General features: G+C 65.4%; 14 protein-coding genes. All 14 read left to right on the top strand.

The features are described 5' to 3' along the window. Nucleotides 1–99 precede the first annotated feature (99 nt). Nucleotides 100–369, top strand: a complete 270-nt coding sequence (fliQ, locus tag ACVWWQ_RS05630; protein ID WP_099654165.1) for a flagellar biosynthesis protein FliQ — start codon at nt 100–102, stop codon at nt 367–369. After that, a complete protein-coding gene (gene fliR, locus ACVWWQ_RS05625) occupies nt 366–1,136 on the top strand; it encodes a flagellar biosynthetic protein FliR (RefSeq protein WP_133951085.1) in 771 nt (256 codons plus the stop codon). The genes fliQ and fliR overlap by 4 nt, the downstream gene beginning before the upstream one ends. Nucleotides 1,137–1,140: 4 nt before the next feature. Then, entirely contained in the window at nt 1,141–2,280 is a 1,140-nt protein-coding gene (flhB, locus tag ACVWWQ_RS05620) for a flagellar biosynthesis protein FlhB (protein WP_133951083.1), read from the top strand. 12 nt (nt 2,281–2,292) lie between these two features. Next, nucleotides 2,293–4,386 (top strand): flagellar biosynthesis protein FlhA, encoded by a 2,094-nt coding sequence (flhA, locus tag ACVWWQ_RS05615; RefSeq protein ID WP_099654168.1) that lies wholly within the window; start codon nt 2,293–2,295, stop codon nt 4,384–4,386. A gap of 103 nt (nt 4,387–4,489) precedes the next feature. Further along, nucleotides 4,490–5,821, top strand: coding sequence for a flagellar biosynthesis protein FlhF (flhF, locus tag ACVWWQ_RS05610; protein WP_133951081.1), 1,332 nt, complete (start codon nt 4,490–4,492; stop codon nt 5,819–5,821). Next, a complete protein-coding gene (locus tag ACVWWQ_RS05605; RefSeq protein ID WP_099654170.1) occupies nt 5,818–6,777 on the top strand; it encodes a MinD/ParA family protein in 960 nt (319 codons plus the stop codon). Before flhF ends, ACVWWQ_RS05605 begins: the two co-directional genes overlap by 4 nt. After that, nucleotides 6,774–7,505 carry an RNA polymerase sigma factor FliA gene (locus ACVWWQ_RS05600; protein ID WP_099654171.1) on the top strand — a complete coding sequence of 244 codons (732 nt, stop codon included), beginning with the start codon at nt 6,774–6,776 and terminating at the stop codon, nt 7,503–7,505. The genes ACVWWQ_RS05605 and ACVWWQ_RS05600 overlap by 4 nt, the downstream gene beginning before the upstream one ends. A 64-nt stretch (nt 7,506–7,569) precedes the next feature. Next, nucleotides 7,570–7,977, top strand: coding sequence for a chemotaxis response regulator CheY (locus tag ACVWWQ_RS05595; RefSeq protein ID WP_099654172.1), 408 nt, complete (start codon nt 7,570–7,572; stop codon nt 7,975–7,977). Next, nucleotides 7,974–8,603, top strand: coding sequence for a protein phosphatase CheZ (locus ACVWWQ_RS05590; RefSeq protein WP_099654173.1), 630 nt, complete (start codon nt 7,974–7,976; stop codon nt 8,601–8,603). The genes ACVWWQ_RS05595 and ACVWWQ_RS05590 overlap by 4 nt, the downstream gene beginning before the upstream one ends. Nucleotides 8,604–8,616: 13 nt before the next feature. Then, entirely contained in the window at nt 8,617–10,485 is a 1,869-nt protein-coding gene (locus ACVWWQ_RS05585; protein ID WP_133951079.1) for a chemotaxis protein CheA, read from the top strand. Between the two features lie 5 nt (nt 10,486–10,490). Next, a complete protein-coding gene (locus ACVWWQ_RS05580; RefSeq protein ID WP_099654291.1) occupies nt 10,491–11,231 on the top strand; it encodes a flagellar motor protein in 741 nt (246 codons plus the stop codon). Nucleotides 11,232–11,254: 23 nt separating this feature from the next. Then, the gene (gene motD, locus ACVWWQ_RS05575; RefSeq protein WP_457383323.1) at nt 11,255–12,271 is read left to right on the top strand and encodes a flagellar motor protein MotD; all 1,017 of its coding nucleotides are present in this window, start codon (nt 11,255–11,257) and stop codon (nt 12,269–12,271) included. Between the two features lie 36 nt (nt 12,272–12,307). Next, nucleotides 12,308–12,784 (top strand): chemotaxis protein CheW, encoded by a 477-nt coding sequence (locus ACVWWQ_RS05570; protein ID WP_133951075.1) that lies wholly within the window; start codon nt 12,308–12,310, stop codon nt 12,782–12,784. After that, a complete protein-coding gene (locus tag ACVWWQ_RS05565; RefSeq protein WP_133951073.1) occupies nt 12,774–13,127 on the top strand; it encodes a DUF2802 domain-containing protein in 354 nt (117 codons plus the stop codon). The genes ACVWWQ_RS05570 and ACVWWQ_RS05565 overlap by 11 nt, the downstream gene beginning before the upstream one ends. Nucleotides 13,128–13,129 lie beyond the last annotated feature (2 nt).

The following is a 13,129-nucleotide window of genomic DNA, read 5'->3' as shown; positions in this document are numbered from 1 at the left end:
CTTGCATGCGGCAAGTGCCGGAGCATCGCGCACAGGGTGCGCTCCCGCGGACCCAAGGGGACGGAACCTCTCCGTTGCTCACCGCGCGGGAGACTTCGCATGACCCCCGAATCCATCATGGAGATCGGCCAGCACGCGCTGTACGTGGCGATGATGGTGGCCGCCCCGTTGCTACTCACCGCGCTGGCGGTGGGTTTGCTGGTGGGCGTGATCCAGGCGGCGACGCAAATCAACGAGATGACGCTGAGCTTCATTCCCAAGCTGATCTCGATGGCGCTGGTGGGCCTGATCGCCGGTCCGTGGATGTTGCGCATGCTGGTGCAATACACCACCCAGCTGATTGAAAGTCTTCCCGGCGCGGTCAGATGACAGCGCTGGATCTGGCACAACTGCAGACTTGGCTGGGCAGCCTGTTCTGGGCGTTGGGCCGGGTCAGCGGGCTGTTCCTGATTGCGCCGATCTTCAGCGCGACGGTGATCCCCGCGCGGGTTCGTGTGGGTCTGGTCGTGGTGGTGACCATGGTGCTGGCGCCGCTGGCACCGGCAACCATCGATCCGGGCAGCGGCGCGGGCGTGGCTACATTGGCCGGTCAGGTGCTGATCGGCGCGGCGGTCGGATTCGTGCTGAAGCTGGTGTTTGAAGCAGTGTCGTTCGGCGGTGAGCTGGTGGCGCAGAGCATGAGTCTGGGTTTTGCCGAGGTGGTCAATCCGCAAGCCGGCGGCAGCTCCACCGTGCTGAGCCAGTTCTATCTGTTGCTGGTGACTTTGCTGTTCCTGGTGATGGATGGTCACCTGCAGCTGATCGCGTTGCTGGCCGACAGCTTCCGCAGCCTGCCACCCGGTTCGCCCACGATCAGCGCGAATGTGCTGCATGCGGTGGTGGCGTTTGGCGGCGAGCTGTTTGCCGGCGCGGTGCGCGTTGCGCTTCCGGCGATGACATCGCTGTTGGTGGTGAATATCGGCTTTGCCGCGATCAGTCGTGCTGCGCCTTCGATGAATCTGTTCGCGGTGGGTTTTCCGATCACCATTTCGCTCGGTTTCATTGCCTTGTGGCTGGCCTTGCGCAGCCTGCCTGGCGCGTTCGAGGCATTGCAGGGCGATGCCTGGTCGCTGATGCGCCACCTGCTGGGGAGCTGACGCCGTGTCTGACGACAGCGACCAGGAGAAGACCGAACAACCTACCGAAAAACGCCTGCGCGAATCCCGCGAGAAGGGCGAGGTTCCCCGATCGCGCGATCTGTCCGGTGCCATCGTGGTACTCGCCGGCGTGGTCGCGCTGATGAACAGCGGACAGAGCGGTCTGCGCCACGCCCGCCGGATTTTCGAACTGGGTCTGGGCTATTCGCGCGAATCGCTTTTTTCCGATGCGCTGCCGGGGCGCACCTTGCATGCGGCCTTGGCCGAAGCCCTGCAACTGTTCACGCCGGTGGCCTTGGCCACCTTGCTCGCCACGCTGGCCGCGCCGCTGTTGCTGGGTGGGCTGAATTTCAGCGCCCAGGCGCTGCAGCCGAAATTCGAGCGACTCGACCCGATCAAGGGCCTGGGAAAGATCTTCGCATTGCGCGGGCTGGTGGAATTGGGCAAGGCGCTGTTGAAGCTGCTGTTCATCGGTGCCGTATTGGGGCTGCTGTTGCGACACTGGCAGGGTGAGCTGCAGGCCACGGGCCGCGGCCCGGTGATGGCCGGCATTGCCCAGTCGATCGGCTTGCTGGGCAGGGCGGCGTTGTGGTTCGGCTCGATGCTGGCACTGATTGGCGCCATCGACGCGCTGTACCAGAAGTTCGATCACGCGAAGAACCTGCGCATGAGCAAGCAGGAGATCCGTGACGAGATGAAGGAAAGCGAAGGCAACCCCGAAATGAAGGGGCGCATTCGCCAGGTACAACAGGCCCAGTCACGCCGTCGCATGATGGAAGAGCTGCCCCAGGCGGACGTGCTGGTGGTCAATCCCACCCACTTCGCCGTGGCCTTGCGCTACGACGACGGACGCATGGGTGCGCCGCGGGTAATCGCCAAGGGCGTTGACGTGCTGGCGCAGCAAATCCGGCTGGTGGCGACCTCCCATCGCATTCCGATGGTCGAAGCGCCGCCTTTGGCACGCGCCTTGTATGCAACTACCGAACTGGGTCGGGAAATCCCCGCTTCGCTGTATGTGGCGGTGGCCCAGGTGCTTGCCTACGTGTACCAGCTGAAGCAAGCGGTGGCGCAGGGTGAGGCGCCACCGAACGTGCCCAGTCCGGAGATCGATCCTGACCTGATGGGCCCTTATCGCGATGCATGACGAGTCAAAACCATGACGGGTGCGGATGTACTAGGCAATTTCAGGGACCTCGCGCGACGAGGCGTTGGCGCACCGATAGCGATGCTGGCGATGCTCGGCATGCTGATGCTGCCGATGCCGCCGTTCATTCTGGACATACTTTTCAGTTTCAACATCGCGCTGTCGCTGGTGATTCTGCTGGCCGTGGTCTACGTGATGCGGCCGCTGGAATTCGCGTCGTTCCCGACCGTGGTGCTGATGTCGACCTTGCTGCGACTGGCGCTCAACATCGCCTCCACCCGCGTGGTGCTGCTGCACGGTCATGACGGCCCCGGCGCGGCCGGCAAGGTGATCGAGGCGTTCGGCGCCTTCGTGATCGGCGGCAACTTCGCGGTGGGTCTGGTGGTGTTCGCGATCATCGTGGTGATCAACTTCGTGGTGATCACCAAGGGCGCCACCCGCGTGTCCGAAGTGACGGCCCGATTCACCCTGGATGCCATGCCGGGCAAGCAGATGGCGATTGACGCCGACCTCAACGCCGGCCTGCTGACCCAGGAGCAGGCGCGTGAGCGTCGACAGGAGGTACGCGAGGAGGCCGACTTCTACGGTTCGATGGACGGTGCCTCGAAATTCGTGCGTGGCGATGCCACGGCGGGCATCCTGATCCTGTTCATCAACATCATCGGCGGCTTCTTTGTCGGCGTGATGCAGCATGGCCTGTCCGCCAGCGAATCGGCCCGTACCTACACCTTGCTGACCATCGGCGATGGCCTGGTCGCGCAGGTGCCGGCGCTGATGCTGTCGATCGCGGCGGCGATCATCGTCACCCGGGTTTCCAAGTCGCAGGACATGGGCCGCCACGTGATTGGCCAGTTGTTCGGCCAGCCCCGCGCACTCGGCGTTGCGGCCGTGGTGCTGGGCGTGATGGGCATCATTCCCGGCATGCCGAACGTGGCCTTCCTGTTGCTGGGTGCCGTCTGTGGTGGCATGGCGTGGATGCTGCACAAGCGCGAGCGCGACACGCAGGCACGGCTGGCCGAAGCAGTCACCGAAACGCCGGTGGCCAGTGCACCGGCCGAACGCGTCGAGCTGGGCTGGGAAGACGTGGCCAGTGTCGATCCGCTGGGACTGGAGGTGGGCTATCGGCTGATTCCGCTGGTGGACGTTCACCAGGGCGGCGAATTGATGGGACGGATCAAGTCGGTGCGCCGCAAGCTGTCGCAGGAACTCGGCTTTCTGGTGCCGGCCGTGCATATCCGCGACAACCTGGACCTGGGCCCGAACACGTATCGGATCACCCTGATGGGCGTTCCGATGGGCGAGGCCGAAGTGCACAACGAACGGCTGATGGCGATCAACCCGGGCCAGGTGCACGGCACGCTGCAAGGCATTGCCACGCAGGATCCGGCCTTCGGGCTGGAGGCGGTGTGGATCGAGAGCGGCCAGCGCGAGCTGGCCCAGAGCTACGGCTATACCGTGGTTGATCCGGCCACCGTGATCGCCACGCATCTTTCGCACATTCTCCAGGGACACGCGCACGAGCTGCTCAGTCATCAGGACGTGCAGCAGTTGCTCGATCGTCTTGCCGCGTCGGCGCCGAAGCTGATCGAAGACCTGGTGCCGAAGCGGCTGTCGCTGGGCGTGGTGGTCAAGGTGTTGCAGAACCTGCTGGCGGAGCGCGTGCCGATCCGCAACATGCGCAGCATCGTCGAATCCTTGGCGGAGCACGCCGGGCAGAGTCAGGATCCCGGCGTTCTGACCGCCGCAGTGCGCGTCGCGCTGGGTCGCCAGATCGTGCAGGAGATCACCGGGCTCGGCACGGAGGTGCCGGTAATCACGCTGGCCCCGGAACTCGAACAGATCCTGCTGGGCTCCTTGTCCGGGCCCGCCGGACTGGCTGGCGCCGCGGTGGAACCTGGCCTGGCCGATCGTTTGCAGCAGAGCGTGGCAGACGCGGCACGCCGTCAGGAAATGGGCGGAGAACCTGCGGTTTTGCTGGTGGCGCCGGCGCTTCGACCGTGGCTCGCAAGGTTCACTCGGCATGTGGCACAAAACCTGCACGTACTGGCTTACAACGAGGTGCCCGACAACCGTCGCGTGCGACTGGTGCAGGCATTGGGGCGATGAACAGGACGGATGACATGGTTACTGCCAGACACAACGCAACGGCTGCTTTTCCCTGCCGCGCCGGCTTCCCGGCGGCGACCAGAAACCAGCGGAGCCATGACGCATGAAGATCAAGCGATTCGTGGCGGCCGACATGCGCCAGGCCATGCGCGAAGTGCGCGAGGACCAGGGGCCTGAGGCAGTGATCCTGTCGACCCGCCGCATTGCCGATGGCATCGAGGTCATTGCCGCGCTGGATTACGACGAGGCGCTGATGCGCGAAGCGACCCGCCAGGGAGCGCCGACCGAGCCGGCGCCCGCCGCGCATGTTCCGACAGCGCCGGTCGTGGCCGCGGTCGCGGCACCCCGGATGCCGCCACCGCCGGCTGCACAGAGACCGCTTCCGCCTCCGCCTCCGCGCGTGGTCGAGCGGGTTGCGCCCGAAGTTGCCGCTGCGTCAGTTGCCGGCGCAGTGGTGGAGACACCCGTTGCCGCGCCAACCCTTGCGGCTCACCCGGTGGACCAGGCTTCGCGAGAAACCGCGCAACTGCGTCGTGAGCTGGGCAGCATGCGGCAGATGCTGGAAGTACAGCTGTCCAGCCTGGCGTGGAATGACCTGGAGCGCCGCCAGCCACTGCGCGCGCGGATACTGCGCGAAATGACCCGCATCGGCATTGAATCCGACGTGGCGCGGGGTCTGGTGGACGAGCTTCCCGAACAGATCAATGCCGAGCAGGCGCGCTATCTGCCGCTGGGCATGCTCAGCCGCCGGCTGGCCGTCAGCGGTCGCGGGCTGGAAGACAACGCGCCGACGGTGACCGCGCTGGTGGGCCCGACCGGCGTGGGCAAGACCACCACCATCGCCAAGCTGGCCGCGCGGGCCGTGATGCGTCATGGCGCCGACCAGGTCGCCCTGGTCAGTACCGATCACTATCGCATCGGGGCCGCCGCGCAGCTGGAACACTATGGGCGTTTGCTGGGCGTGCGCGTCTACCCCGCCTACGATGGCGAGAGCCTGCGCAAGGTGCTGGACATGTTGCGCGGCCAGCACACTGTGCTGATTGATACCGCCGGTGTGGCCGGCAACGATCCGCGACTCAACCAGCAATTGGACATCCTCGCTGACGCGAACGAATTGCGTGCGACGCTGGTGCTGGCCGCCAACACCCACGCGCAATCACTGGACGACTCGGTGCGCGCCTATCTTCCGCTGAAGCCGCATTCGGTGATCCTGACCAAGCTCGACGAAGCGCCGAACCTCGGTGGCGCCTTGTCGGTGTTGATCCGGCATCGCCTGCCACTGGACTACACCACCGACGGACAACGCGTGCCCGAGGACATTGCCGCCGCCGATGCGCGCGTGCTGGTCTGCCGTGCTGCGCAGTCGCTGAAGGGCAACCCGCCCGATGACGGGCTGATGGCCGAGCGCTTCGGCTTCGCGGTGGCCGGCGCATGAACACCGTGATATCCAACGACCAGGCGGCAGGACTGCAGCAGATGCTGGCGCAGCCACCGCACGAGCCGGCCACCTCGGTGAAGCTTCCGGGCAGCCATCAGGCCAGCAGCCTGCTGGCTGCGCGCAAGTCTGCGCGACCGCCGTGCCGGGCGATCGCCGTGGCGGGCGGCAAGGGCGGCGTCGGCAAAAGCACCGTCGCGGTGAATCTGGCGATGTCGCTGTCGATGGCCGGCCGGGACGTCATGCTGCTGGATGCGGACATGGGCCTGGCCAACGTCGACGTGATGCTGGGATTGACGCCGTCGCGCCATATCGGCCACCTGCTGGATGGCGAGTGCACGCTGGAGGAGTTGCTGCTGCCAGCGGCGCGCGGCCTGCAAGTGGTTCCGGCCGGCTCCGGTACGCGGCGTCTGGCGCAGCTCAACAATGGCGAGCATGCCGCCATCATCCGTGCGTTTGATGAATTGGCGCAGCCACCCGAGTTTCTGCTGGTCGATACTGCGGCCGGCCTTTCCGACAACGTCACGATGTTCGCCGCCGCCGCGTCGGAGGTCATCCTGGTGGTCTGTGACGAGCCTGCCTCGCTGACCGATGCGTACGGGCTGACCAAGGTGCTCAGTCGCGACTACGGCGTTCGTCGGGTGCGCATGGTGGCCAACATGGTGCGCAACGAGGGTGATGCACGAATGCTGCATCACAAGCTGGCGCGGGTCAGCGACCGCTTCCTTGATGTGGTGATCGATTTCGCCGGCTGGGTGCCGCATGACGAGCGTTTGCGTCAGGCCATCCGCCGGCAATGTGCCGTGGTTGACCTGTGGCCATCGAGCCATTCGTCGCAGGCATTCAAGAAATTGGCGGACCTGGTCGATAAATGGGCGGAACCGGATCGCGCAGCGCTCGACCGGATCGCCTTCTTTGGCGGTCGGAACGTGTTGGCTGACGGGGTGCCGGGATGAGTGTGGCTTCGGAATATCTGCAGGTTTGCCGCGAAAGTGCCGACGAGCTGGTTCGACGGCATGCGCCACTGGTGCGTCGGATTGCCTATCACCTGATGGGCCGGCTGCCCGCCAGTGTCGACGTGGGCGACCTGATTCAGTCGGGAATGATCGGTTTGCTGGAATCGGCGCGCAATTTCTCCCAGGACCGCGGCGCCAGCTTCGAGACCTATGCGGGTATCCGCATCCGGGGCGCGATGCTGGACGAACTGCGGCGTACCGACTGGGCGCCACGATCCGTGCACCGCAAGACCCGCGAAGTGGCCGAAATGATTCGCCAGGTGGAGACCGAGACCGGTGCCGAAGCGGACGAGAAAGAGGTGATCCGCCGCCTTGGCATGAGCGCGGAGGAGTACCACCAGGTACTGGCCGACGCAGCGTGCGTGCGTCTGCTGAGTCTGACGGCCTCGGACGACGGTGGCGAAGAGGGCGGTTTCATGGATGTGGCGGACGAGGCCAGCCTCGGACCGCAGGAAAACATCGAGCAGGACGGCATGCGCGAGGCCCTGGTCGAGGCCATCACGGGATTGCCCGAGCGCGAACAACTGGTGATGTCGCTGTATTACGAGCAGGAATTGAACCTGAAGGAAATTGGCGCGGTGTTGGGAGTCAGCGAATCGCGGATCTGTCAGATCCATGGACAGGCCGTGCTCCGGCTGCGCTCGCGACTTGCCGGGTGGCGTGCCTGATCGCCAGTGTCATTCGAACATTTCAAAGGCCGCATTACGGCCTGTACCGCATGTGGAGAGAGCGTTGGACAAGAACATGAAAATCCTGGTGGTGGACGATTTTTCCACCATGCGGCGAATCGTTCGCAACCTGCTGGTCGAACTTGGTTTCAGCAATCCGCTGATCCAGGAAGCCGACGATGGTGAGAGCGCGATGGTGATGTTGCGCAGCGCCCCGTTCGACCTGGTGGTGACCGACTGGAACATGCCCAACATGACCGGGATCGAACTGCTGCGGGCGATTCGCGCCGAAGCGTCGCTGAAAGGCATGCCGGTGCTGATGGTCACCGCGGAGAACAACCGCGACCAGATCATTGCCGCGGCCCAGGCCGGGGTGAACGGCTATGTCGTCAAGCCGTTCACCGCCGACACGCTCAAGGAAAAACTGACCAAGATCTTCGAGCGGATTGCCGCCAGCGGAGCCGCCGCATGAACGCCATGGCCATCAGCGAAACCCTTCCGGCCGAACTGCGCGATCTGCTGAACAGTCCCGAGGGTCCGGCGTTCGAACAGGCGCTGGATGTGATGGTGCGCCAGCGCGAACAGCACATGTTCCGTGCGCTCGGCCAACTGGCGCGAGACCTGCACGACGCGGTGCGCCGGTTGGGCAGTGATCTGGCGCATGAGGGCTTTCCCGGCAGCGTGGCCGACGCGCGTCAGTACCTGCAGGACGCGCTGGAGATGAGCGACAAGGCCGCGCACCGCACGATCGATTTTGCCGAGCGCATCCAGCCGCAGGCCGATGCCTTGCAGCAGCGTGCCGCTGGCGTGCTGGAACACGCCCCGGACGACGTCACCGGCGCACTGGCGCGAGAATCCGCCGCATTTGCCACGACCTGTCGCGATGGTCTGGCGGACATGGTGGTGGCGCAGTCCTGGCAGGACCTGACCGGTCAGCGCATCAAGAAGGTGGACAACTTCATCGGCACGGTCGAGTCGACCTTGCTGGAGCTGGTACGCCTGACCGGTGCGCTGGCGGCCAGCGACATGGCGGAAAGCGTGGCCAAGGTATCCAGCCAGGAAGAGGCCGACCGTCTGCTCAGCGAATTCGGGTTTTGAGGCCGGCGTGACGATGACCCCGTCATTCGACCTCGAGCTGCGGCAGGATTTTCTGGTCGAGGCCGGCGAGCTGCTGGAGCGGCTGGGTGAACAACTGGTCGCACTGGAAACCTCGCCACGCGACAGCGAACTGTTGAACGCGGTGTTCCGCGCATTCCACACGGTCAAGGGCGGCGCCGGATTTCTGGCGCTGGAGCCGATGGTGGTGCTTTGCCACCATGCCGAGGATCTGCTCAACGAGGCGCGCAACGGCAAGGTGTCGCTGGATGCCAGCCACATGGATGCGTTGTTGCAGGCACTTGATCTGCTGAATGAGATGATGGCCGGCCTCAGCGCCGGCACGCCGCTGCCGCTGCCACCGCCCGCCTTGCTGCAATCGTTGCTGCCGCGGGTGGCGGCGGTCGTGATCGCGCCGGAGCCGGTGGCCGCTGCCGCCGACGCCACGTCGATCAACGACGACGAATTCGAAGCCCTGCTGGACAGCATGTACGGCAATGCCGTGCCCGGCTCCATCGAGCCGGTCATCGTGTCCGCACCGCCAGCGGCCAGCACCACCATCGACGATGACGAGTTCGAGGCATTGCTGGATGCGCTGCATGGCAAGCCGGCCTCGGCCGCTGTCACGGCGGTTCCGCCCGTCGCCACCGCTGTCGCGCCCGCGCAACCGGAGGCGATCGCCACCCCCGCGACGCGGCACGCCGTGGCGGCGGAAAACTCGGTACGCGTCGACACCGCGCGGCTGGACTTGCTGGTCAACCACGCCGGCGAACTGGTGCTGCTGCGCAACCGTTTGCTCAGCCTCGCCGCACGTCTTGGCGATGAGGCGCTGGCGGCCACCGCCGCCGAACTGGACCGGGTAACGGATGACCTGCAGGGTGCCGCGATGGGCATGCGCATGCAGCCCGTGGGCAGGCTGTTCCAGCGCTTCCCGCGCATCGTGCGCGACCTCGCCCGGCAGCTGGGCAAGGACGTGGAGCTGGTGCTGGAAGGCGAGGGCACCGACCTTGACCGTGGTCTGGTCGAGGCCCTGGCCGATCCGCTGATCCACCTGCTTCGCAACGCGCTCGACCATGGCGTGGAAATGCCGGTTGATCGCGAACAGGCCGGCAAGTCACGCAAGGGACGCATCTGCCTGTCAGCCAGCCAACGCGGCGAGCGCATTGTCATTTCGGTCAGCGACGACGGTCGTGGCATGGATCCGGAGGTACTGCGCCGCAAGGCCGTCGAGAAGGGTGTGATCGACGAGGCCCAGGCGTCGCGTCTCAGCGAGATGGAATGCTATGAACTGATCTTTCGTCCCGGCTTCAGTACGGCGGCGGCGGTGTCGGACATTTCCGGTCGCGGCGTGGGCATGGACGTGGTGAAAACGCGCGTGGCCGAACTGGGTGGCACCTTGCGCGTGCAGTCCGGGCTCGGCCACGGCAGTGAGCTGGAACTGACCGTGCCGTTGACGCTCGCCGTGCTGCGCGTGTTGATGGTGCGCGTGGAAAGTCGCCTGCTGGCAATGCCGCTGGGCAACGTGGCCGAGGTATTCGAGTTGAGCGAGGGCCAGGACCGACCGCTGGATGGGCGACTGGTGGCAGATCACCGGGGCCGCGCGCTGCCGCTGGCCGACCTTTCGGCGTGGGTCGGGGTGGCCACGGGCACCGCGCGCCATGTGGTGGTGCTGCACATCGGCCATCAACGCGTGGGTTGCCTGGTGCATGAAGTGCTGGGCCGCGAGGACGTCATCGTCAAACCACTGGGACCGCTGTTCGCCGACCTTTCAGGCATCGCGGGTGCCACGGTGACCGGTGACGGTCGACTGGCCCTGGTGATGGATCTGGCCGGGCTGGTCGACGGTCGCGGCGGCCTGTTCACCTCACTGCAGATCGAAGGCTGATGCGCATGGACAGAATCAGCACGGCGGGCACGATACTGGGCTTCGTGGTCATCATCCTCGGCACGATCCTCAAGGGGTCGACGGTCGAGGCGCTGTGGAATCCCGCCGCGTTTGTCATCGTGTTCTTCGGCACGCTCGCCGCCCTGCTCGTGCAGAACCAGGGCAAGGTGATCAAGCACGCGATGTCGATGATGAAGATGATCTACCGGCCACCACAGCACCATCCGCATGACCTGATCAGTCGGGTCGTCGGCTGGAGCGAGATCACCCGTCGCCAGGGCCTGCTGGGTCTGGAACCGCAGATCGAAGTGGAGCATGACCCGTTCATCAGCAAGGGTCTGCAGATGCTGGTTGATGGTGGCGAGCCGGAAACCATCCGCAGCATCCTGGAAGTGGATCTGGGAACGCGCGAGGCCATCGACCTGGCCGGCGCGAAGGTCTACGAGAACGCCGGGATCTATTCGCCGACGCTCGGCATCATTGGTGCCGTGATGGGCCTGATGGCCGTCATGCAGAATCTGTCCGACCCCAGCAAACTTGGCCACGGCATTGCCGCGGCCTTCGTGGCCACCATCTATGGCGTGGCGCTGGCCAACATGTTCATGCTGCCGATGGCCGCGCGGTTGAAGACGCTGGTGGGCAAGCAGTCGCGGATGCGCGAAATCCTGATTGAAGGGCTGGTGTCGATCGCGCAGGGTGACAATCCGCGCCAGATCGAGACACGCCTGCAAGGCTACGTCGAATGAGGCGTCACAAACCCGAAGAGCACTTGAATCATGAAGCGTGGGCGATCCCTTATGCGGACCTGATGACCCTGCTGCTGGCCTTCTTCGTGGTGATGTATGCCGTGTCGGTGGTCAACGAAGGCAAGTATCGGGTGATGTCCGAATCCCTCATCCAGGCGTTCAACGGATCCAGTTCCACCGTGGTCCCGGTGCCGGCTCCGACGCCCGAACTCACGAAAAGCGCGAACGCACGGATTGCGCCGGTATCGTCCACTCGCCCGGCCAACAGTCACATCAAGTTGCCCATGCCGGCGCGCGCGCAGGCTGCCGCCGGTCTGTCCAGTCAGGTGGATGGCGCGCGCCGAAGCCTGGACCAGATCGAGGACCAGGTGCGTCGTGCCTTGCAACCGTTGATCGATCGAAAGCTGGTGGTCGTGCGGCACAAGCCGGACTGGCTGGAAGTGGAAATTCGCACCGACATCCTGTTCCCCAGTGGCGTGGCGCAGCTGTCGACTTCCGCGGATACGGTGCTGCACAGCCTTGCCGACATTCTGGCGCCGTTCCCGAACCCGTTGCGAGTCGAAGGTTTTACCGACAACGTGCCGATCAGCACCCCGCAATACCCCTCGAACTGGGAGCTGTCGGCCGCGCGGGCGGCAAGTGTGGCGCGCCTGTTCGCGTCGAGCGGCGTGACGCCGGCTCGGCTGGGCATCATCGGGTGGGGCGAGGTTCGCCCATTGACCGACAACGCAACGGCCGAAGGGCGCAACCAGAACCGGCGGGTGCTGGTGGTGGTGATGAACGAGCAGCCGGGCGCGCCGCGCGCGCAGAGCGATGCCGCGCATGTGCGCGATATCGCCGATGCCGCCACACCGCCTTCCGCCACGGACGATCTGCCGACGGTATCGGTTCGCGCGCCAACGCCTCCGGCCAGCGGCCAGCCGGAGTTGCCCAGTGTCCCCATCATCGTCGCGGCAGACGCGGTGCCGGTGGAACCGACTGCACCGGCGGTCGCCAAGCCTTCCCGTTCAAGCGCCCGGCCGGTGAGTCCGGATCGGTAGCTTGGATGACTCTTTCAATTGATCCTGGAATGCCCGATGAGCACCATCGAATCCTCGTCTGATCCAAGTGGTCGACACTGGCTGTCGTTCCGAATCGGGGAGCAGCTCTACGCAGCTCCGCTGGTGGCCGTGAACGAAGTGATCCGGGATGGGGACATCACGCCCGTTCCGGGCTCAGCGGCGGAGGTGCTGGGCGTGCGGCATCTGCGGGGGCGCATCGTGCCGGTGCTGGATGGCTGTCGGCGGATGGGCGTGCCGCATTCCTCGACGGACCGCGATCAGGTGCGCATTGTCTTGCTGACGCATGCCGGGCATCTGGTCGGGATCCGTGTGGATGCGATGGGCGAGTTGCTCTGCACGGACGGTCGGGAGATCGAGCCGCCGCCGCCGGGCCGCGCCTGCAGAACCGATGATCCGGTGACCGGGGTGTTGTCCCTGTCAGGTGGGTTCGTGGCACTGCTTGATGTGCGCCGGCTGTGCCGGTTGAGCGGGGAGCCGGCTGATGTGGTCTGACGTCGCCATCGGCCTTCTGCTGTTACTTGCGCTCGGACAGTCGGCCTTCCTGTTCCACCTGTGGCGAGAGTCGGTGTTGCTGCGGGGACGTCTGGACAGAGCATCTGCCATCCCTGCGCACGCCATCACCGACGTGCCCACGTCCATGCTGGTCACCGCACTGGGCAGGGTCGAACGCCAGTTGCGGCTGATGGAGCAGCAGGCACCACCGACACGCCAGGCCTACGAACTGGCGCAGCGCATGGCGCGCGAGGGCGCGGATCTCGACCAGCTGGTAAGCCGCTGCGGACTCTCACGCGACGAGGCCCGACTGGTCATGCAGATGCATCCGGTCAACGCCTGAGT

Source organism: Rhodanobacter sp. TND4EL1 (genome assembly GCF_054061035.1).
The sequence above is the reverse complement of the archived record's forward strand: the minus strand, read 5'-3'. Positions and strand labels throughout refer to the sequence as shown.